This is a genomic window from Sphingomonas populi (genome assembly GCF_004208535.1).
Taxonomy (GTDB): Bacteria; Pseudomonadota; Alphaproteobacteria; order Sphingomonadales; family Sphingomonadaceae; genus Sphingomonas; species Sphingomonas populi.
In genome coordinates this window covers 1-21,439 of sequence record NZ_SGIS01000050.1, presented here as the reverse complement: position 1 = coordinate 21,439, position 21,439 = coordinate 1, and the positions used below count along the sequence as shown (strand labels likewise).

Genomic DNA, 21,439 nt, shown 5'->3' with positions numbered 1-21,439 from the left:
CCCGCACGCCGATGCGACCGCGGCACGACAGCACGAAAGCCGAAATCCCCATAGGTCAACACCTGCGGCCCGCGGCTTCCTGCTTTGGAGAATATCGTTCGCCTGCCGGCATCCGATATCCTTCACACTTGCGGACATTCGCGTATAATGCTCATAGTTTCACATGATCGGTAAGCTACCACGACGCACGATGATACTGGTGTGGCTTGTAGGTTATCTTTGGTCCGTTCCGCTGGCCATGTTTCTAAGCAGCGCCTTGGATTGGCAGTATGATGGCAATTTGGGCTGGTGGATCATGGCAGCGTATACTTCACCGATCCTGTTGTTGACGGAGCCGCTGCGTGGTTTTGTTCCGAGTGAAGTGCTGGCGGTCGGATACCTCACATGTTTGCTCTTTCTGACCTTAGCCGCAGCGAGATTTGTGCAATTGAGCCGCATCGAGCCGAACGGCAACTAACCACCAGCCTCAGATGTTCGACGGCGACGCTACTTCCTATTCGGACGCCGGAATGTTGCCCACGTCATCAAAGCCCAGATGCTACCGATGGGAAGGACGCCGCGCGTTGCGAAAAACCACGGCACCACTTGGGCACAGGGCCTCGGGTCTTCAGGGCTGTCGCATGGAAAGCTTAGGAGGTTGACCGATACCCAGAGCAAGCCGAGCAACACAACGCAGGTAGCGGTGAAAGCCACATAGACGAAAATGGCAATGATGCGTTTGCCGGTCACTCCGATACCATGTCATCCACCAAGGGCGGAGTCATGAGGAGATTTTCAGCACCCGCTGAATGTCCGCTCTCCACCCAAACCCGGTCGTTCCCGATGCAAAAATCAAAAGTTTTGCATCAGATCGGCAGGGCAAGCGATTGGTTGGAACAACCACTTAATTAGGCTCAACAAATCTGGACGCATTTAGCCATCGGTGACATCGTCTGCGGTAACATGACCCTGCGGAGAGATGGCCCGTGCTTCTTTCGATCCTCGCCTTATTACTCGCCCTTGAAGGCCCATCGGCCACCGATGGCTCGTCGCCCCGCACGCTTGAAATCGATGTCGAACTGTCCGAATTCACGCCGCCGCGCCGTCTTACCCTTGACCTTGCGAGTGGCGGATACCGGATTGTGACGCCGGCTGGGACCGTTTGGCCCATTCATCTTCCCCAACCCAAGGATCTTAGCGGCACGGTTCCCACGCCTCGGCTTGCTGCGATCCGCTCTGCATTCGACACTGCGCTGCGCGAGGGCGTGGGCTACCCCGACTGCGAAAGCCGCAAGCATCGATGGCAAGACATGGTCATCACCAACGCACCGGTTCCTGTAATCATGATCCGCGCTGGTGCGCAGCGTTTGATCGCTCCCGCTGATTGGTCGTGCATCACCCCCGCCGCACGCCGGCTTCAAGGTCTAGTCGATCGTAATATCGAGAGTGTATCGCCGTAACGACACGCTGCTACGCGGTCATGATGCAAAACTCACAAGTTTTGCATCCTGGCGGGACCGGCAGAAATCTGCCGGGTTCCGTGATGCATATATCTAATGCGCAATGGCCGCTGTGCGTCTCCGGGCGGGTAGTCGTTTCCCGGAAACAGGAATTCAGGACGCAGGCAGCCACCAAATCGACACAACAGCTTATGTCGAAGCCCTCTGATTATGCCGACCCGTCGCATGGCTGATCGACGGGGATTTCCCGCTCAAAAAGGCCATGCGGCATAATCCGGCGCTCGGCATAATGGGTCTTATGCCGATATCGGCATAAAGGCCACGCGACGGGCCACGCCAAGCGGCTGGGCCGCGACCTGACCAACGGTTTCGGCAGCAAGGAGTATGCCCGCGAGGAACTCATCGCCGAAATGGGATCGGCCTTCCTGTGCGCCGCGCTCGGCATCGTGCCGACTGTCCGCCATGCCGACTATATCGGTTCGTGGCTGGAGCTGCTGCGCGAGGACAATCGTGCCATTTTCCGCGCCGCGAGCGCCGCCACCAAAGCCGCTGACTGGCTGCTCGCGCGGCGAGCCTGTCCCGAGCTAGGTAGAGGAGCCGAGGCGCAGGCGGCGCAGGCAGATGGAAGGATCGCGGCATGATCCTCTTGACCCCCGAGCTTCGTTTGGCGCTCCGCGAGAATGACGTTTTCCGCCGCGCGTATGATAAGACGGGCCAGCGCTTCGACCCGTCGCCCGTGGTCAAATTGTTCTCGCCTCTAGGCGCGGCGACATGGCTGGCGACCGAACTGGCGGAAGACGACAACACCCTGTTCGGACTCGCCGACCTTGGCTGCGGCTGCCCCGAACTCGGCACTTTCAGCCTGTCCGAGATCGCCGCCGTGCGGATGCCCTTGGGCTTGGGCGTAGAGCGCGACCTGACGTTCGAGACCACCTTTCCACTGTCCGTCTGGACCGAATGCGCGCGCCGCGCCGGTTCGATTCTATCGGCACAAACCCTGCTGCGCCGTGCCGCCCGAAGCGGATCGACGCCCGGCACGGCCCCCGAGCTTCCGCACGATCCCGGCGAGCCGGACGGCGGATGAGGGTTCCCATCAAAGTACGACTTTGATGGGAACCCTGACGCGCGGGCGGCGCGCTTCGCCGCCATCCCGAAAACCGGCCGCGCCAGACTTTGCACGAACGACGCGACCGGCCCTCACAAGGAGTCCGATCATGACACTCGTTTTCCTCTCGCCTGACAAGCTGTCCGTCAGCAAGACCAATATGCGCTACAGCAAAAAGGCGCCCGACGTGTCCGACCTGCTGCCAACCGTGCGCAAGCGCGGCGTCATCCAGACGCTGCTGGTGCGCCCCAATGGTGAGGATGGCCATTTCGAGATTGTCGCGGGCGCGCGGCGCTTCCATGCCGCGCGAATCGTCGCCGAAGAGCGTCGCCTGGCTGAAGGCGACGCCGCAGAGGCCGAGCCGCTGCCGTGCCGCATCCTCGCCGAAACCGATGACGCCGCCGCGATCGAGGCGTCGATGATCGAGAACCTCGCCCGGCTCGACGCCGACGAGGTCACCCAATGGGAAACCTTCACCCGGCTGGTCAAGGAAGGCCGCAATGTCGCCGACATCGCCGCAACCTTCGGGCTTCCCGACCTCACCATCACGCGCGTGCTGGCGCTCGGCAATCTGCTGCCACGCATCCGCAGCCTCTATGCGGCGGAGAAGATCGACCGCGCCACCGTCTGCCACCTCACCCTCGCCAGCAAGAGCCAGCAGCGGAGTTGGCTCGCGCTGTTCGACGATCCCGATAGCTATGTCCCGACCGGCCACCAGTTAAAGGCGTGGCTGTTCGGCGGGCAATCGATCCCGTCCCGCTTCGCGGTGTTCGATCTCGACACCTTCACGGGTGTGACCATCGCCGATCTGTTCGGCGACGACCGGTATTTCGCCGATGCCGATGCGTTCTGGACCGCGCAGAACGCCGCCATCGAGGCCCGGCGCGACGCCTATCTGGCGCAAGGCTGGAGCGATGTCGTGATCGTTTCCCCGTCGGAGCATTTTCATAGTTGGGAGTATGAGAAAGCCGCCAAGCGCAAGGGCGGGCGCGTCTATATCGACGTCCGTTCGACCGGCGAGGTCATCTTCCACGAGGGCTATATCTCCACCAAGGAAGCCCGCCGCGCCGCGCGCGGCGACGGCCCCGAACCCGCGAAACCTGTGCGCCCCGAGGTCACATCGACCCTGCAGACCTATCTCGACCTGCACCGGCATGCCGCCGTCCGCGCAGCGCTGCTTGGGGCGCCCGGCGTCGCTTTGCGGCTGATGGTCGCCCACGCGATCGGCGGCTCGCACCTGTGGCGGGTGTCGCCCGAACCGCAGGCGACGCGCAACGATGCGGTCAGCGAAAGCTTGGAGACCTGTCGCGGCGAGACGGTATTCGACGAGCGCCGCCGCGCGGTGCTTGGCCTTCTCGGCTTCTCGCCCGAGGCGCCGACCGTCACCGGCGGCAATGGCGACGACTATGGCGTGGTGGGCATCTTTCTGCGCCTGATCGACCTTCCCGACGCGATCGTCATGGAGATCATCACCGTCGTCATCGGCGAGACGCTGGCGAGCGGCAGCGCCGCCGTCGCCGCGGTGGGAACGCAGATCGGCGTCGACATGGCCGATTGGTGGCAGGCCGATGCGGTCTTGTTCGAGCTGATCCGCGACAAGGCGGTGCTGTCGCAAATCGTCGCAGACGTGGCGGGCGAGACCGTCGCCGCCGCCAATGCCGGCGAGAAGACCAAGACCTTGAAGCGCATCGTCCGCGACCATCTCGATGGCGCGGACGGGCGGACCAAGGTCGCGCGCTGGGTGCCGAAATGGCTGGTCTTCCCAGCCTCGGCCTACACGACGCGCGGTGGTGTCGGCACCGTCGCCGCCCATGCCAAGGTCGAAGCGGCACGGACCTCAGAGGCGGAACCCGACGCCGGACAGGAGCCGTTCGCGCAGGCTGCATGACGATAGGCGGGCGGGAGCAATCCCGCCCGCCGTTCGGCCCCGAAATTCGGCCGCGTGACCGAGCCGTCTCGGCTCGGTCACGCGGATTTTTGCTTTGCACCTTCCACCGCGTCTATCCTACCGCGCACCTTTCGAGAGGGGACAGGGCCGATGCAATCCGAAGCGATCGTCTGCGAAGTTCGATATCGACTCGATCCGCGAAAGCGCGCCGAGTTCGAGGAGTATGGCCGCACATGGATTCGGCTGATCGAGCGGTTCGGCGGAACCCACTACGGCTTCTTCATGCCACGTGCCGCCCCGAGCGACACGACGATCAGCTTTCCGGGCAAGGGTCAGCACGGTGAAGCGGACGTCGCCGTCGCCCTTTACGGTTTCCCGAATGACGCCGCTTATCGCCGATATCGGACCGAGCTTCCGCTCGATCCCGAGGCCGCCGCCGTCATCGAACGCTTCGCCGAGCCGCCCTTCGAGAGCTACGAGCGGGTCTTCCTGCAGCCGCTCTCGGGCCGGCTGTGAAGACCGATCGTGGGTGCAGTCACAGTGTCCGCACCAAGGGCAGGACGACGTAGCGCGTAAGCGGTGCAAGCGGCAGTCCGGCAGCGTCCGCAGCGCTGACCCAGATCGCTTCCGCAATCTCCGCCTGCGCCATGGGCGCGTGCCGCACGCGGATATGAAAGAGCTCCGCCTCGACAATCATATTGTGTTCGTTCGCAGCAGACGCTGAAAAGCACCCGAGGTGCCGGACATCTTGAGCGCACACCTCCAGTCCGATATCCTCGGCCAATTCGCGCTGGAGCGCAGCCAAGGCGGTCTCGCCTGCCTCAATCTTCCCACCCGCCTGCATGAACCACCGCGTGCCCGTCTTTCTCACGAGCAGCACACGACCGGCCTCCTCGTCGATCAAGGCTGCAGCGATGCGGATCGTTCTGGAAGCGGCTTCCCTCATGGCGCTCAATCGATTGCCGGCTCGGGGAGGCGACAGATATCGATCCATTTGCCCCCGACGACGTCCGCCAGCCGATCAGGCGATACGGCGACCGAACTGTTGAGCGAGCCCGCCGCAGGATAGACCACGGCAAAGTCCTTGAGGCTTTGATCGCAGTAGATCGGGAGCGCCGTCGGGAGTCCGAACGGACAGACACCACCGACCGGATGACCAGTCACCTCGAGCGTTTCGCCGGGATCGAGCATCCGTGGCCGCCCCCCAAGCGCTGCCTTGGTCTTTCGATTGTCGAGGCGCGTATCGCCGCGCGTCACAAGCAGGACGACCTGCTCGTTGACCCGAAGCGCGAGGGTCTTGGCGATCTGGCCGGGCGCGACGCCCAGCGCAATGGCAGCTTCCGCCACAGTCGCCGTGCTCTGTTCGACGACGATGATCGGAAGATCGGGCGCACGTGCGGCGAGGTCGGCGCAGACGGATTCATGGCTCATCAGGGCTGTCGATAGCCCAGAAACGCGTGATGCCCAATGCGCCAGGTCGCTTCCGAGTGTCGGTGATCTTCGATGCGTATCGTGTCCGCCCGGGTGGCCTCTCTTCATGGCAGATCTGGCGCTGTCCGGTCTTGTCCGCGCAACGGCGTCGCCGACTTTCTTCCCCGCCCTGACGGGCTCCTCGCGCGACAAGAAAGTCGGCTTTGGCCGTCCTTCGCTGGCGCTCCGGCCTACGCCCACCTCATCGCTTCGCGATGGGGTGGGCGGAGGTGCGCGTCGCCCGTGCATCGCCTGATCGACTGCCATCGAGGCCGCATGGGGCGGCATCGAGACAAGCATCAGGAGACGTCACATGGCACAGATCGGCAGCTTCACCCGCAGCGAAAACGGCATCTACACCGGCGAAATCCGCACCCTCACACTCCGCGTCAAGGCAAGCATCCGGCCCAGCGCACGCGACCATGACAAGTCGCCCGACCACCGGGTCGTCGCCAACGGCGTCGAGTTCGGCGCAGCATGGACCCGGGCGGCGCGCGAGACCGGCGCGGAATATCTCAGCCTCAAGCTCGACGATCCGTCGTTCCCCGCACCGATCTACGCGACGCTCAGCCAGGGCGATGACGGCGAGCACAAGCTCATCTGGTCGCGCTGAACTCTGGCCCCCGCGCGCCACCGCGCGCGGGGGTTTCGGTGTCTCCACCGGGTGTGTCGAAAACCGGACCAGCGATTTTCGACGCTCCGCAGCCGGTGTCCCGCCCGCCATGCCCGGTGTCGGGAACGGCAGCTTGCCGTCCCTCACAGACATGGACAGGCATCATGGATAGCGACGACGACATTTCCCGCGCGAACCGTGCTAAACGCGGTTCCCCGTACCTCAACACCGACCAGGCGGCGGCCTATCTGAAGTTCTCGAGCCGGCTGCTCAAGCGATTGCGCCGCGCCGGCAAGGGGCCGATATTCCGTCGGCACAGCCGCTTCGTCCAATATCATATCGACGACCTCGACGCATGGTCGAAGGCCCAGTCGGTCGGAGGCGGCGATCATGGCGAAGCGTGATATGCGCAGGCCCGCCACGCCGCTGCTGGACTGGGGCGAGCAGCTCCGCGCTGCCAAACACCGTCGCCGAATCCTCGGCCGGCGCCTCGCAGCCACCGGCATCGGCGTCACCCTGCTCGGGCTGACGATGGCGTTTCCGCCCGCCCCGCGCCTCGTCTGGAATGCCAGCGCCAGCGCGCCCGTAGGTCTCTATGCCGTGACCCCGGGAACACCCGTCGATCCCGGCGATATGGTGATCGCGCGCGTACCCGAACGTTGGCGAAGGATGGCGGCGCAGCGGCGCTACATCCCCGCCAATGTGCCCTTGGTGAAGCGCGTCGCGGCGGTGGCAGGCGACGAGGTCTGCGCACTCGGCCATGAGATTTTCGTCAACGGAAAGTGGCTGGCCGAACGGCGCGCCAGCGACGCCAGCGGACGCCCCATGCCGGCATGGAACGGCTGCGTGCGGCTGCGCGGCCGCCAGCTTTTCCTTCTCATGGCCCATAGTCCCGCATCGTTCGACGGGCGCTATTTCGGTGTGACCGAAGGTGGATTGGTGGTCGGCAAGGCGCGGTTGCTATGGCCGCGCTGACCCGGGTGCTCGCGGCCAGTTTGCTGCTCGTCGGCACCCCCGCCAACGCCGACGAGATCGAGCGCTGGCGACCGATCATCGAGGAAGCATCGGCCCGGTTCGGTATTCCGACGCGCTGGATCGAACGGGTGATGCGGGCGGAAAGCGGCGGCCTGACGCTGCTGAAAGGTCGCCCGATCCGGAGCCGCGCGGGCGCGATCGGCCTCATGCAGCTCATGCCGGCAACATGGGCGGCGATGCGCGCGCGGCTTGGATTGGGCACCGATTCCGACGATCCGCGCGACAATATCCTCGCCGGCACGTGCTTCCTCCGGCTGATGTACGATCGTTTCGGCTATCCCGGTCTGTTCGGCGCCTACAATGCGGGTCCTGGCGCCTATGCCGCCTTTCTGGCGGGGCGCCGACAGCTTCCCGCCGAGACGGTCGCCTATCTCGCCACCGTTGGGGACGCCGTGAAAACAAGGTCATCGCCGCCGCATCTCGTACCGCAACCGTCGCTGTTCGTCGTGCGCCGCCTCGCCGATCGTGACCAACCGCCGCCGATCCCAGTCGAAGGACCAGGCCTGCTGTTCGCTGTGCGGAAGGTCGCGCCATGATCGCGGGCGGTGGAGGGGCTCGTCTCGACAGGCCCAGCATGACGGCTGCCGAAGCGGCTCTCAAGGCCCGTGGGTGCCCCCCAATTTTCTGCGAAAATCGGTTCCCCCCACGTCCGCTTCGCGGCGCTCCGCTACGCTGCGCGGCCCTGACAGCCGCTCCGCCAACCGTCTCCGAGATGCTGTTCTCGCTTGGGAGAGCAGACACGATGGAGATGATCATGGGCATGTTTCACCCTGTTTCGGTGGCGTCAGATCGCGTGATGGCGGCGCTGGTTTCGGGACTCGAAATCGAGTTCGGCCACGCTGTCGGGGAGGCTCTGGCGCATCGGTTCCTGAAGGCCGAGGAGGCAGATTTCCTCTGGGATGCCCGGGTTCAGGAGCGCTGGATCGGCACCTACGAAGGCACCGATGAAGAGGTCATCGAGCTGGATCGGGTGCGGATTTTCGGGCGGTTGAACGGTCGTTGGTTCGTCGCGGTGATGGTCGTCGATGGTGATGGCAACGCACGCGACGTGATCGGAAAACGCGAATTCGGGCGACGGCGGCAGGCATTGGCGGCGTTCGCGGATGGCTGAGGAAGGACACATTTCGCGCCGGGATGCGGTGCCGGATTGGCATCGTGTCCCGGCTTTTGTTTTGAGCCGAGGAAAGGGAGAGGGTCGGGAGGAAGCGGAAAAGCGAAAGCAAGAGAAAGGCACTGTCTCGCGAGCATTGCCAAGGGATTGTCTGCACATCGTTTTTCCTGGAGACACGCCGCGAGCGCCACGAGACATGCTCACGAGGAATGGCGAAAATCCGCCGCTCTTGGCGCGAATTCGCGAGATTTGCGGCTGCGACGGTGGCCCGCGATGAGCGACGACGAAGACTTCACGCCACGGCTCGGTCGGCAACGCCAACAAGGGGGCAAACGCGCGCGACGCTATCTCGGTCGTGTCGTTGGCGCGGCGATCCGCTCGGCCGAGAAAGCGGCGATCAAAAGCCGTCGGTTCGACGGCAGCCGCATAGGTCGTGGCGCCAGCATGGGACGCCTCCTTTCCAGCCGCGACCGGTTCGGCGGCATGCGCGCGCGACGCGCGATGGTGAAGACGCGCCTGGTCCGCATCGGCAGCAAGGGCATGCCCGCCGCGCGTGCCCATCTCCGGTATATCCAGCGCGACGGCGTCACCCGTGAGGGCGCGCCGGGCGAGCTGTACTCGGCCGACCGCGACACCGCCGATGGCAAGGCGTTCCTTGAGCGTTGCGACGGCGACCGCCATCAGTTCCGTTTCATCGTCTCGGCCGAGGATGGCGCGGAGTATCCCGACCTCAAGCCGTTCGTGCGCCGGCTGATGACGCAGATGGAAGCCGACCTCGGCACGCGTCTGGACTGGGTCGCGGTAGACCACTTCAACACCGCCCATCCCCACACCCACATCATGCTGCGCGGCGTCGATGATACCGGTCAGAATCTGATCATCGCCCGCGAGTATATTGCGCATGGCATTCGCGAACGCGCGACCGAGCTGGTGACGCTCGATCTCGGGCCGCGTACGCCCCAAGAAATCGAGGCGCGGCTTCGCCACGACATCGGCGCGGAGCGGCTGACGGCGATCGACCGGAGTCTGATCCGATCGATGGATGCCGATCGCCTGGTCACATCCGCCGATCGCGATCCCTTCCAGCAATCGCTTCGGGCCGGGCGATTGCAGAAGCTGGCGAGCATGGACCTCGCCGAGGATGTCGGCAGTGGCCGCTGGCAGCTCGCCGAAAATCTGGAGGGGACGCTGCGTACGCTTGGCGAGCGGGGCGACATCATCCGCACCATGCAGCGCGAACTGACCGCCCGGAATCTCGAGCGGCCTTGGATCGGACGGAGCCTGTTCGGAGCCGGAGGAACGGATCCGGCGCCGGTAGTCGGTCGGCTGATCGCGCGCGGCCTCGCTGACGAGCACCGAGACCGCCATTACCTGCTGGTCGATGGCGTCGATGGTCATGCCCATTATATCGATATCGGGCGCGCCGACGCCATCGCACCGATCGCGGAGGGCGCAATCGTTCGGGTGTCGGCGCGAAGCCTCGAGGTCCGGGACGTCGATCGTGTTGTCGCCGAGGTCGCGGGCGCGAACGGCGGTCGGTATTCGATCGACCTGCATTTGCGGCATGACCGTTCAGCAACCCAGGCATTCGCCGAAACCCATGTACGGCGGCTTGAGGCGATGCGGCGGGCGGGTGCCGGCGTCGCACGCGAGCCCGACGGAAGCTGGATTATCGCGACAGACCATATCGATCGCGCGGCCGCCTATGAGGCGCGCCGTCATCGCGACCAGCCGGTCGCCGTGGAGACCCTATCGACGCAGCCGCTCGATCAGCTTCGAGACGCCGACGCGGCAACCTGGATCGATCGCGAGTTGGCGTCACACGCCCCGCTGCCCATCTGGGACGCCGGCTTTGGGCGCGAGGTCCGGGCGGCGATGGCGGGCCGACGACAATGGCTGGTCGAGCAGCAGCTTGCCGATATCGATGGCGATGGCATTCGGCTTCGCGCCAACGCTATCATGATGCTCCAGCGACGCGAGCTACTGCGTGCCGGCGATGAACTGGCTGGGGAGTTGGGCAAGCCGTTCGTCGAAGCGCGCGCCGGGGAGGCGATCGAGGGGCGGTTGGTGCGCCGCGTGGATCTCGCCAGCGGCCGGTTCGCGCTGGTTGAGAAGAGCCGGGAATTCACGCTGGTGCCGTGGCGACCCGTGCTCGATCGCCAGATCGGTCGTCCCGTCGCCGGAATCGTGCGCGGCGACGGGGTAAGCTGGCGTTTCGGCCGCGAGCGCGCCGGACCCGAGATTTCGTGATGGTCTCGCTTGCCGCATGGCTGTTGTCGTCCGCTCCGTGGAGGACGGACACTTTCCGCAGATGCTAAACAAAACCAATTTTTGTGGCTATCGGAATGCCGGAATTCCCCGCACGCGTCGGTAATACGCCACCACATAAATATTTACGAGACTCACGTCATGGCCAGAATAGCCCTTTTCTTGTTGGTCTGCGCGGGTGCGTTCTGGTCGATCCCCGCATGGGCGAGCGGCGACGTCGGCTGCGCGCCTTCCTGGAAGCTCAACGCCGCGATGCACAGTGGGTGCGACGACACCGCGATGATCAGCCCGCGCAACGACAGCCGGATCAATCTGATGTTGCTGCTGGCGGATTTGCCCGGCGCACCGCCCCCGTCCATCCCGGCCAAGCCTTCGGTCTTCCTCGATATCACCTCGCTCGCACCGTCATCTGCGGACGGCGGCAGCCCCTTTTATTCCGATGGTGAAGGTTCGCGCTGCCGAAGCAATGTGGTGGCAACCGCAAGTTTCGAGGCCGCGCTTCGCGCCAACCTCAAGATATCTGAACAGGAACGCGCCACCCTGATCGCCATCCGGCGCGGCCTTCAGCCGACCTGCACGCAGAACGGCACAGTCGACGCCGCAAGTGCCGCCACGGCGCGCGCGATCAAATCCGCTGCCGGCAAGGCCTTTGCCATTTATATCGACGCCGCGGCGGCATTTTATGCGGCCGACTATGACGGCGCGACCGCGCGCTTCACCGCGCTCGGCTCTGCTCGCGATCCGTGGCTGCGCGAGACGGCGCGCTACATGCTCGGCCGCGTCGCGGTGAACCGCGCGCAAGTCGATTATTACGACGAATATGGCTCGCCCAAGGAAGGGACGAAGATCGCGCCCAATCTCCTCGCCGACGCGGAGACGGCGTTGCGCGGCTATATGAGGGCCTATCCCAAAGGCGGCTATTTCTTCTCCGCCCGCGGGCTGCTCCGGCGCGTGTATTGGCTTGGCCAGGACCATGCGAAGCTCGAGGCGGAATATACTGCGCTGATGGCGTTGCCGGAGGCGCAGCGCGGTATCGACGCGATGACGCTGGCACAGGAGATCGATGCCAAGCTGCTGTCCACCGCCACGGCGGATACGCTACGTGATCCGAACCTTCTTGCCGTGGTCGACCTCATGCATATGCGCGGCAAGGGATATGACGGTGAGCCCTGCTGCGCTCCCATCACCCGCGCAGCGCTTGAGGCGCAGCGCCCGAAATTCGCCAGCAAGCCCGAGCTGTTCGGCTACCTTCTCGCCCTCCACGACTCCTATGTCGCGGCCCAGCCGGCGGAGGTCTTGCCGCTCGTCCCGGACGCTTCGCACCAGACGGATTTCACGTATCTCGCGTTCAGCCGCCAGATGCTGCGCGGTATGGCGCTCGACGCCAAGGGCGACCGCAACGCTCGCGGCTTCTGGATCGATCTTCTGGCCGGCGCCAAACGCCCTGGTCAGCGGCCTGTTGTCGAACTCGCCCTGGCGATGCACGAGGAACGCGACCACGCCCTCGCACGCGTCTTCGCACCCGGTTCCCCGATACAGACACCCGAGATCCGCGAGATCCTGCTCGTCAATGTCGCCGACGCGACGCTGCTACGCCAACAGGCGCAGGCCGCAAGCGCGCCCGACCACGAGCGCAGCATCGCGTTGTTCACCTTGCTCTACAAGGAAGCCACCCGGGGTTCGCACCGCGACTTTCTCAACGATGTGCGCCTCATCCCCGCCAGCGCGCCGAGCGAAGCGAATTCCTACGATATCCAGTCGTCTGAACACCTGCCCACGGCCCTCTTCACCAAGGGCAAAAACCTGGGCGATTATGGCTGCCCCCCGCTGCTGGAGACCCAGCGCCGTCTCGCCACCAGCGCGAACGATGCCAAGGCCATGATCTGCGTCGGCGAGTTCGTCCGCGCGAACGGCTTCGACGGGTTCTTCCTCGACAGCCAGCCTTCCGCTGACGACCTTGGCGGTACGCCTTCGCAGTTCACGGGCGCACCGTATTCGCGTCTGGACGCCTATCAGGCGGTGTTGGCCTCATCCAAAGCCTCGCCCGAGGACAAGGCGTATGCCCTGTTCCGCGCGGTCAATTGCTATGCGCCGGGGCGGACCAATTCCTGTGGCGGAAAGGGGGTGGAGCCGGAAACCCGCAAGGGCTGGTTCCAGCGCCTCAAACGCGAATATCCGAATTCGTCCTGGGCGCAGGAGCTGCGATATTATTGGTAAGGGCCTGGGATGGTACCGGGTGCTACCGCTGCTGTTGCTGTCGGCGGCCCCGCCGCAGACGATGCTCGGTGCACGGGTCGATGCGAACCGGTATGATGCGTTCTGGCTTTGGGCTGGCGTCCGGCCCCAGCCGGCCCTCGCTCACGCCAGCCGGATCTATCTGCTTCAGGGCGCGGTCGTCGGGGGCGATGTCGCGCGAATGGTGGCACAACGGCCCGCCGTCCCGCGCATCAGCCACGCGGACGTATGGATGGTGCTGCGCGTGGAGACACTGGCCTGGACCCCGCAAATCGATGCGCAGTTGCTTGCGGCGCTCGAACGCTGGCAGCGGGCTGGGAACCGGGTGACCGGCGTCCAGATCGATTTCGACGCAAAAACACGCCATCTTTCCAGCTATGCGGCGTTCCTGAAGACTCTGCGGGATCGGCTTCCGCCGCATTACAAACTCGGGATCACCGGCCTTCTCGACTGGAGCGCCAACGGTGACCCGGAAGGTCTCGAGAGGCTCGCGGGCGTCGTGGACGAGGTGGTCCTGCAGATCTACCAAGGCCGGCACGTCATCCCGGGGTATCGCACCTACCTCGCGAAACTTGGCCGCCTGAAAATTCCTTTCCGCATCGGCATTCTGCAGGGCGGCGAGTGGACACCGCCGCCGGGCCTGGCCGCAAATCCCCGCTTCCAGGGCTATGTCGTCTTCCTTCTCAATCCAGACCGCGCGGAAACTCGGCGACAGGCCTCATCCTGACGAGGTCTTGTCGGATATGATGGGCGACGGCGACATTTTCGGTTCCGCCACGGTGGCGGTACCAAAGCAGCCCCACAAGGATCATCCGCGCTTTACGGCGGCGACTTTGCAGGCTTGGATCGGGCGTGCATCTCCCGGATCAGTCGCGGCACGCCGATGACGGTGATGGCTAGCCTGAGATTATAGGCGAGCGCCGCCAGACTGAACTCGGCTCTCACCTTCCAAACCGCGCATCAGGAACGTGGCTCAATTGCGGAGATGGAGCGTGAGCTGATCCGAGAGCGGACTTTAGCGGGACTGGCGGCGCGCCGGAAGACCGGCGGAGGTGGCGGGCGCAAATCCGTCCTGACGCCTCGCAAGCGGGACGTGGCGGTCAAATTGCTCGCTGCCGGCGATCGGCCGCAGGACGTGGCAGAGGCGATCGGCGTGTCCGTTTCGACCTTCTACCGCTATTTTCCCGCTGGCGGCCGGGTCGCGCCGGGTGACAAATAGCGCTGACAAGGACGTGCCATTTCGCTCTGATATCTACAGTTGGGTGAGCCGGTGCCGGCGCTCGTCAAAAATGCTGACTTTTGAGAAACCGCGATCGATAGCTTCCGCCCCGGTCTTGCGTGAGACTGCGTCCGCTTTCTCTTTTTCCAGAGCGTCGGCTCCCGCGGACGAGTGATCCCAATCCCCAAAAAACGACCCTGCATCACCCGGCCCCTACACAGGAACGGAATCACAACATCAATCCCACCGCAAGGCCACATGGCCAGAGCTTCCTTAGATATGGCAGGCACTCAGAGGTGATCCGAAAAGAGTACGAAGACCGGCTGTTGCAGGATACCGAATAGCCTTCGCCAGATCGATGTGTCCGGCGTGGGAGTTGGGTTCTGCTCGGCAGGTCAAAGGAGGAGGCGTCCCTGCCGGTGACGGGCCGGGCCGCTGTCGCGGGGTATGTGCGCTTGCCGGCCCCGCACCGTGGGCCTAAGCCTCAAGGATCGCGCGCAGACGACGAGATGAGGATAGGATCTGGAGCAATGGCGCTCACCACCAGGATGTCGACCCGCAGCCAGCCAGCGGACGAACGGCTCGACTATTGGAACGAGCGCGTATCGGGCATCTTCCCCGGGATCGTGATCGACGGCGAGCGAGACCTTGCCGCCGAATGGGAGACCTGCCGGCTCGGTGACATCGTCGTGTCGGTCGCCCGGTCGGATCGGGCCACGATCCGCCGCTGGAGCGGTCCCCGCCCGCCCGCCGCCACGGATCGCGGCAAGATCCACCTCCAGCATTCGGGGTTCAGCACCACCGTTCAGCGTGGGCGCTCAGCCGCGCTGGTGGCGGGCGACCTCACCTATTGCGCGGTCGACGAGCCGTACGAGCTCCAGATTTCCGAGCGCAACGAGATGTTCGTGATCGACTTTCCGCTGTCCGCGTTTCGCGAGCGGACGACCGCACCGGCGCTGGTCGTCGATCATCGCGCGCCCTCCGCCGGGCTGTTGCGCGACTTTCTCGGCTCGATTTTCCGCCAGCATTGGCCGGAGACGATCGACCCCGAGGAGACCGACGCGCTCGGTATGACGGTCGGCCATCTCATCGGCCGCTGCTTCGGCCATGTCGGGCCGCAGGAGGTCGCCGAGTGGAGCAACGCGCGACGCCGCGTACTGGGCTATGTCGACGCCAACCTCGCCGACAGCTCGATGAGAACCGGGCAGATCGCGCGGGCATTGTCGCTGCCACCCCGGGAGGTTCAGGGGGTGTTCGCCGATCTGGCGACGACGCCAACCGCCTACATCATCGATCGGCGGTTGAGCATCGCTGCGCAGCGATTGAAGGACTCGCCGTCGACCCAGTCGATGACCGATCTCGCCTATGAACTCGGCTTCGCCGACGCGGCGCATTTCAGTCGCCGCTTCAAGGCGCGGTTCGGCGTTCCACCCGGCACGTTCTCGCGCCACCGCGCGGACGGCTGACCGGCAGGCGCACAGGCGTTCAATCGGAACCCGCCGTCCGTTCAATACGGACCCCGCGTCTTGCCCCATAGATCCGGTCAAGCCGAACACGGCTGTCACGGACTCCTGGGGAGGAAACAATGCGTCACGTCACTCGTGCGGCGGTCAGCATCATCGCGCTTTGCGCCGCTACCGCCGTTCACGCCCGAATTCAGCCGCAAACCCAACCGGGCGGCGACCCGGCGAACCCGCAAGCGGCGACCGCCGAGGCTGCGGCTCGGCCTGCCGAGACCGGCGGCGTTCCCGACATCGTCGTCACCGCGCAGAAGCGATCGGAGAACGTCCAGTCGGTGCCGATCGCGATCAGCGCCTTCACCGCGAACGCGCTGCAGGAACGCGGCGTCGGCAGCATCGCGCAATTGTCCGGCCTGGCACCCAACGTCAATCTCGACGCCGGAACACCGTTCTCGGGATCGCCGTCGGTGCTGTCGGCCTATATCCGGGGCATCGGATCGGACGATTTCGCGTTCAACATCGATCCGGGTGTGGGCATCTATGTCGACGGCGTCTATCTCGCCCGCTCGGTCGGGGCGAACCAGGATCTGCTCGATGTCGAGCGGGTCGAGGTGCTTAAAGGACCGCAAGGCACGCTGTTCGGGCGCAACACGATCGGCGGCGCGATCTCGGTGGTGACGCGCGATCCCGGCGACACGTTTCGCGTAAAGGCCGACGTGACGACCGGCAGCTACGACCTGCTACAGGCGCGCGGGACCGCCGATCTGCCGATCACCGACGATCTCGCCGCCGCGCTGACCTTCGGCGTGAAGACGCGCACCGGCTATATGAAACGGATTCCTTATACCGATCCGCTTGCCGCGAACAGCGCGAGCTATACGGGCTTCCCGTCATCGGGCTATTCGTCGCCGACCGACGAGGGCGGCGACAACAATTGGAACCTGCGCGGCAAGCTGAAGTGGAAGGGCGACCATGTCACGGTGACTCTGGCGGGCGATTACACACGTGAGAATTCGACCGGACTCGCCAACACGCTGCTCGGCACGGCGGGCAACGTTCCCGGCAATTTCGCGGGCACGGCCAATCTGCCGGGTACGGCGTTCGACCCGACCGGCACGACCGGCTTTCTGTTCGCCGGCCTGTACAATTTCTGCATCGGCGCGAACACCGCGCAGATCGCGGCGCGAAACGCTCAGGCGCTGTGCGGCGTTCGCGGCACCCAGTACAACACGGCGCTGCACCAGCAACCGATCGCGGGCGTCAACGTCGACGGCAATCCCAACAACAATCTGCTGCCGTATGACAACCGGTTCCTGACCGGCAACAAGGACACCAGCTACGCCACCGGCAACGACTTCTCGCGGATGACGAGCTATGGCTTCTCGGGAACGGTGGAATGGAACCCGGCGCCGAACACGACGCTGAAGTCGATCACAGCCTATCGCCAGCTCGACTGGCGCTCGGGCGTGGATGGTGACGGCTCGCCGCTCAACTTCCTTCAGCTCAGTTTCGCGATGCACCAGTGGCAGTTCAGCCAGGAGGTGCAACTGCTCGGCACTTTGTTCGACGACAAGCTGCATTATGTGCTGGGCGGCTATTACTTCAAGGAGAAGGGCGGCCTGCACGACTATGTCACGTTCGCGGAAGGGCTGCTCCAGGTCGATGGCCCCAACGCTTTGGAGACGCAGAATTATGCCGGCTTCGGGCAGATCGACTATCGCCCGATCCCGCTGTTCGGCGTTACGCTGGGCGGCCGTTACACCCGCGAGGACAAACAGTTCGAGGGCGGCCAGCAGGATTTGAACGGTTTCAACTACAAGCTGTTCGGGTGTAGCGATGCGCAGGGCAACATCACCCCGAACGGGCCGTTTCCGCTTGCTCCCGTGACGTGCCAGCAGGGCACCGGATATCCCGATCCGGCCAACCCGATCCGCGTCTATGCGCCGGGCGTCAACACGCAGAGCTTCGAGAACTTCTCGCCCAAGGTTGGCGTCCAGCTCTACCCGATCGATCGGGTGATGGCGTATGCGAGCTGGTCGAAGGGCTATAAGACCGGCGGCTGGACGACGCGCCTGACCAACCCGCAACCCACCGCGCAGCCGTTCGGCCCCGAAAAGGCGACGACGTGGGAAATCGGCATCAAGTCGCAGTTCCTCGATCGTAAGCTGCAACTGAACGCCGCCGCCTTCACCACCGATTATCAGGGCATTCAGCTCAATTTCCAGCAAGGCACCTCGCCGACGATCCGCAACGCCGGCGACGCCCGCATTCGCGGTGTCGAGCTGGAGGCGGTGGTGGCGCCGGCGCGCGGTCTGGTCGTCAACGCCTCGGTCGGCTTCATCGACGCGCGCTATACTTCGGTATTGCCGGGCGTCGTTGCGGTCAGCGCGCCCAATGCGTTCCAGGCGGGCACCTTCGTGGGTGCGGATTTGCCCAAGACCCCGAAGTGGAAGATCAACGTCAGCCCGCGGTACGAAGCGCATCTCGGTAACGGCGCCACCATGATCCTGCTCGCCGACTGGACCCACGCGACCAGCGTGTGGAACGATGCGCAGCGCACGTACGTGCTGCGCCGCCCCACCATCGACATCTTCAACGCGAGCGTCGCGTATCGCGAGCCGGGCGGGAAGTGGACGCTCACTGCCGGCGGCACCAACATCACCGGCAACCGCTATCTGACGACGGGCAACGAGAACATCAGCGACGGGGTGTTCTTCGGCACCTATAGCCGGCCCGCCGAATGGTATGTCCGCCTTGGCGTGAGTTTCTGACATGCCACATGCGATCCGGGCAGCCGTCACGCGCGACGGCGGGCGAACCGCTATCGAAGCGCTGACGATCGACGATCCGCACGCCGGCGAAGTCTTGGTGAAAATCGTCGCGACCGGGGTGTGCCATACCGACATGGTGATGCGCGACGGGCTGCTGCCGGTGCCCCGGCCGGTGGTGCTTGGGCATGAGGGCGCCGGCCATGTCGTCGCGGTGGGCAGCGCCGTCGAGGGGCTGGCCCCCGGCGACGCGGTGGTGCTGAGCTTCGCGAGTTGCGGCGCGTGCCGCTGCTGCGTCGATCATCAGCCGGCCTATTGCCATCAGTTCGTGCCGCTCAACTTCCTGGCGAGGCGCGCCGACGGCTCTACGGCATTGCACGGGCCGGACGGCGGCGATGTCCACAGCCACGTTTTCGGCCAGTCCTCGTTCGCGACTCATGCGATCGTCTCGGCGCGCAATGTCGTGAAGGTGGATGCCGATCTGCCGATCGAGATGATGGGGCCAATGGGATGTGGCTTCCTGACTGGTGCGGGCGCGGTGTGGAATGCGCTCGGCGTGCGGGAGGGCGATTCGATCGCGATCCTGGGCACCGGCGCGGTCGGGCTGGCGGCGGTGATGGCAGCGCGGATCGCTGGCGCGAGCCGGATCGTCGCGGTCGATCGCTCGCCCGAGCGGATCGCGCTGGCGCGAGACCTCGGCGCGACCGAGGGGCACGTCGCCGATGGCCGGACGCTGGACCAGTTCGGCATCGCCGGTTTCGACCATGTCCTCGACACCACCGGCCACGCGCCGCTGGTCGAGCAGGGCATCGGCGTGCTCGGGCCGCGCGGCCGGATTGGCCTGCTCGCCGCCTTCGCGCCCGACACGATGATCCGGTTCGATGCCGCGCATGTGATGAGCGCCGGCCGTCGCATCATCGGCATCGTCGAAGGATCGTCCGATCCGCAAACGACGATCCCGGTGATGATCGACCATTGGCGATCGGGCCGCTTCCCCATCGAGACGCTGATCGAATTCTTCCCCCTCGACGCGATCGAGGATGCGATCGCCGCCGGCGAGAGCGGTCGCGTCGTCAAACCCGTCGTTAGGATGATCTGACATGACCGAATATCAACTGCTGATCGACGGCGCGCTGGAAGCCGGCGCCGCGACGATGGACGTGGTCAACCCCGCAACCGCGCGGGCCTTCGCCACCGCGCCGTGCGCCGACCGGGCGCAGCTCGACCGGGCCGTCGCGGCGGCCCGGCACGCGTTCCCCGCCTGGGCGGCGCTCGGCTATCCGGCCCGGCGCGAACGGCTGGAGGCGTTCGCGGATGCGATGGCGGAGCGGTTCGACGATTTCGCGGGGCTGCTGACGCTCGAACAGGGCAAGCCGTTGGCGCAGGCCGCACACGAGATCGGCGGGACGATCGCGGCGTTGCGCTATTTCGCGACGCAGACGCTCGAACCACACGTGATCCGTGCGACCGATATCGAGCGTATCACCGAATATCGTGCGCCGCTTGGTGTCGTTGCCGCAATCACGCCGTGGAACTTTCCGATGATCCTGCTGATGCTGAAGGTGGCACCGGCGCTCGTTACCGGCAACACCGTCATCGCCAAGCCGGCGCCGACAACCCCGCTCACGACCCTGCTGCTCGGCGAGGTTGCGGCGTCGATCCTGCCCGCAGGCGTGTTCCAGACGATAACCGACGCGAACGATCTCGGCGCCGCACTCGCCGCGCACGCAGGCGTTGCGCATGTCAGCTTCACCGGCTCGACCGCGACGGGCAAGAAGGTGCTGGTCGCGACCGCCGACCGGCTCGCGCGCTCGACGCTCGAACTGGGCGGGAACGACGCGGCGCTTGTGCTCGACGATGCCGATGTCGCCACCGTCGCACCGGCGATCTTCGCCGCGGCGATGCTCAACGCAGGACAGGTCTGCCTGGCGGCGAAGCGGGTCTATGCGCCGGCATCGCTCTACGAGCCGCTGTGCGCGGCGCTGGCGGCGCTGGCCGCAGCGGCGGTCGTCGGCGACGGGCTTGAGCGGGGGACGCAGATCGGCCCGGTGCAGAACCGCGCGCAATATGACAAGCTGCTCGGCTATCTCGCCGACGCGCGCGGCTCAGGCCGAGTTATCGCCGGCGGCGCCGCGATCGAGCGCGACGGCTACTTCATCGCGCCGACCATCGTGCGGGATATCGGCGATGCGGCGTCGCTGGTGCGCGAGGAGCAGTTCGGCCCGGTGCTTCCCATCCTCTCCTACGACACGCTGGACGAAGCGATCGAGCGGATCAATGCCAGCGACTACGGGTTGGGCGGCACAGTGTGGACCGCCGACCCGGCTCGTGGTGAGGACGTGGCACGCCGCATCGACAGCGGCACGATCTGGGTCAACCGCCATCTGGATCTGCCCTTCGACGTAGCGTTCGGGGGCGCCAAGCAGTCGGGCATCGGCCGCCAGCAGGGACTAGCTGGGCTGGAGGAGTTCACGCAGGCGCGGGTGGTCAACGTCGCGCTTTGAGCATCGCATCAAGAACGCCCGACCCGTTCAGTCGGTTCGCACGGCGCCCCTAGTAGTCAACTTGGCCGATGTTGCTCGCTTCGCGATTTAACGCCTTGCACGCCTTCACCCATGACGGGTCGCCGGGATACAGCGTGGAACGCAGATAGGCCCATGTCATGCGCTGGGTGACCGCGAGGCGATCTAGGGGGCTGAGGGTAACTGCTCAGGTGGTTGGCCAAAGGGGCTTGCGCGGAGCGGCGGTGGGTGATTCAAGCTTCGGATGGCGCCACCCCCGCTTCATGTTCTGACCGAAGGCGAGAAGAACGAACTGCTGCTTGCGCA

General features: G+C 65.1%; 21 protein-coding genes and 1 pseudogene. 19 read left to right on the top strand and 3 right to left on the bottom strand.

All coding sequences use genetic code 11. From position 1 onward, the window contains the following. Positions 1-163 precede the first annotated feature (163 nt). From EWE75_RS21260 to EWE75_RS21230, 6 genes and pseudogenes are all read left to right on the top strand, one after another. Positions 164-457: a hypothetical protein gene (locus EWE75_RS21260; protein WP_130160099.1), complete on the top strand. Its 294-nt coding sequence runs from the start codon at positions 164-166 to the stop codon at positions 455-457. A gap of 508 nt (positions 458-965) precedes the next feature. Next, positions 966-1,439 carry a hypothetical protein gene (locus EWE75_RS21255; RefSeq protein ID WP_130160098.1) on the top strand — a complete coding sequence of 158 codons (474 nt, stop codon included), beginning with the start codon at positions 966-968 and terminating at the stop codon, positions 1,437-1,439. 290 nt (positions 1,440-1,729) lie between these two features. Then, a pseudogene (locus tag EWE75_RS21245) lies at positions 1,730-2,080 on the top strand (zincin-like metallopeptidase domain-containing protein); the annotation flags it as partial. Further along, complete coding sequence (locus EWE75_RS21240; RefSeq protein ID WP_130160097.1) at positions 2,077-2,523, top strand: DUF2958 domain-containing protein; 447 nt, start codon at positions 2,077-2,079, stop codon at positions 2,521-2,523. The pseudogene EWE75_RS21245 and the gene EWE75_RS21240, both read left to right, overlap by 4 nt. Before the next feature lie 130 nt (positions 2,524-2,653). Then, on the top strand, positions 2,654-4,432 hold the full coding sequence (locus EWE75_RS21235) for a ParB/RepB/Spo0J family partition protein (RefSeq protein WP_130160096.1): 1,779 nt from the start codon (positions 2,654-2,656) through the stop codon (positions 4,430-4,432). Positions 4,433-4,582: 150 nt separating this feature from the next. Continuing rightward, complete coding sequence (locus EWE75_RS21230; protein WP_130160095.1) at positions 4,583-4,948, top strand: NIPSNAP family protein; 366 nt, start codon at positions 4,583-4,585, stop codon at positions 4,946-4,948. A gap of 19 nt (positions 4,949-4,967) precedes the next feature. Here the strand turns inward: EWE75_RS21230 and EWE75_RS21225 are convergent, their stop codons facing one another. Next, positions 4,968-5,378 (bottom strand): NUDIX hydrolase, encoded by a 411-nt coding sequence (locus tag EWE75_RS21225; protein WP_130160094.1) that lies wholly within the window; start codon positions 5,376-5,378, stop codon positions 4,968-4,970. A gap of 5 nt (positions 5,379-5,383) precedes the next feature. Continuing rightward, positions 5,384-5,863 carry a YbaK/EbsC family protein gene (locus tag EWE75_RS21220; protein ID WP_130160093.1) on the bottom strand — a complete coding sequence of 160 codons (480 nt, stop codon included), beginning with the start codon at positions 5,861-5,863 and terminating at the stop codon, positions 5,384-5,386. 352 nt (positions 5,864-6,215) lie between these two features. Here EWE75_RS21220 and EWE75_RS21215 point away from each other — a divergent pair, with 352 nt between their 5' ends. From EWE75_RS21215 to rlxS, 6 genes are all read left to right on the top strand, one after another. Next, a complete protein-coding gene (locus tag EWE75_RS21215; protein ID WP_130160092.1) occupies positions 6,216-6,515 on the top strand; it encodes a DUF736 domain-containing protein in 300 nt (99 codons plus the stop codon). 164 nt (positions 6,516-6,679) lie between these two features. Then, the gene (locus EWE75_RS21210) at positions 6,680-6,919 is read left to right on the top strand and encodes a helix-turn-helix domain-containing protein (protein WP_130160091.1); all 240 of its coding nucleotides are present in this window, start codon (positions 6,680-6,682) and stop codon (positions 6,917-6,919) included. Further along, positions 6,906-7,490, top strand: a complete 585-nt coding sequence (locus EWE75_RS21205; RefSeq protein WP_231708491.1) for a S26 family signal peptidase — start codon at positions 6,906-6,908, stop codon at positions 7,488-7,490. Before EWE75_RS21210 ends, EWE75_RS21205 begins: the two co-directional genes overlap by 14 nt. Next, a complete protein-coding gene (locus EWE75_RS21200; RefSeq protein WP_130160090.1) occupies positions 7,478-8,086 on the top strand; it encodes a lytic transglycosylase domain-containing protein in 609 nt (202 codons plus the stop codon). The genes EWE75_RS21205 and EWE75_RS21200 overlap by 13 nt, the downstream gene beginning before the upstream one ends. A 206-nt stretch (positions 8,087-8,292) precedes the next feature. Then, entirely contained in the window at positions 8,293-8,661 is a 369-nt protein-coding gene (locus tag EWE75_RS21195) for a hypothetical protein (RefSeq protein WP_130160089.1), read from the top strand. 273 nt (positions 8,662-8,934) lie between these two features. Further along, positions 8,935-10,911, top strand: a complete 1,977-nt coding sequence (gene rlxS, locus EWE75_RS21190) for a relaxase/mobilization nuclease RlxS (protein WP_130160088.1) — start codon at positions 8,935-8,937, stop codon at positions 10,909-10,911. A 152-nt stretch (positions 10,912-11,063) separates the two neighbouring features. On the opposite strand, the gene EWE75_RS21185 is transcribed toward rlxS, so the two are convergent. Continuing rightward, complete coding sequence (locus EWE75_RS21185) at positions 11,064-11,297, bottom strand: hypothetical protein (RefSeq protein WP_130160087.1); 234 nt, start codon at positions 11,295-11,297, stop codon at positions 11,064-11,066. Here EWE75_RS21185 and EWE75_RS21180 point away from each other — a divergent pair. The 7 genes from EWE75_RS21180 to EWE75_RS21150 all read left to right on the top strand — a co-directional run bounded on the left by EWE75_RS21180 (position 11,182) and on the right by EWE75_RS21150 (position 21,115). Further along, positions 11,182-13,146 carry a PA5441 family protein gene (locus EWE75_RS21180; RefSeq protein ID WP_486669383.1) on the top strand — a complete coding sequence of 655 codons (1,965 nt, stop codon included), beginning with the start codon at positions 11,182-11,184 and terminating at the stop codon, positions 13,144-13,146. The genes EWE75_RS21185 and EWE75_RS21180 overlap by 116 nt on opposite strands. A 19-nt stretch (positions 13,147-13,165) precedes the next feature. Next, entirely contained in the window at positions 13,166-13,891 is a 726-nt protein-coding gene (locus tag EWE75_RS21175; protein WP_231708490.1) for a DUF3142 domain-containing protein, read from the top strand. 366 nt (positions 13,892-14,257) lie between these two features. Beyond that, complete coding sequence (locus EWE75_RS26325) at positions 14,258-14,383, top strand: helix-turn-helix domain-containing protein (RefSeq protein ID WP_427915807.1); 126 nt, start codon at positions 14,258-14,260, stop codon at positions 14,381-14,383. Positions 14,384-14,913: 530 nt separating this feature from the next. Beyond that, on the top strand, positions 14,914-15,849 hold the full coding sequence (locus tag EWE75_RS21165; RefSeq protein ID WP_165388474.1) for a helix-turn-helix domain-containing protein: 936 nt from the start codon (positions 14,914-14,916) through the stop codon (positions 15,847-15,849). A 119-nt stretch (positions 15,850-15,968) separates the two neighbouring features. Beyond that, the gene (locus tag EWE75_RS21160) at positions 15,969-18,614 is read left to right on the top strand and encodes a TonB-dependent receptor (RefSeq protein ID WP_130160084.1); all 2,646 of its coding nucleotides are present in this window, start codon (positions 15,969-15,971) and stop codon (positions 18,612-18,614) included. 1 nt (position 18,615) lies between these two features. After that, positions 18,616-19,710 carry an NAD(P)-dependent alcohol dehydrogenase gene (locus EWE75_RS21155; RefSeq protein ID WP_130160083.1) on the top strand — a complete coding sequence of 365 codons (1,095 nt, stop codon included), beginning with the start codon at positions 18,616-18,618 and terminating at the stop codon, positions 19,708-19,710. 1 nt (position 19,711) lies between these two features. After that, complete coding sequence (locus EWE75_RS21150) at positions 19,712-21,115, top strand: aldehyde dehydrogenase family protein (protein ID WP_130160082.1); 1,404 nt, start codon at positions 19,712-19,714, stop codon at positions 21,113-21,115. The last annotated feature ends 324 nt before the right edge of the window (positions 21,116-21,439 follow it).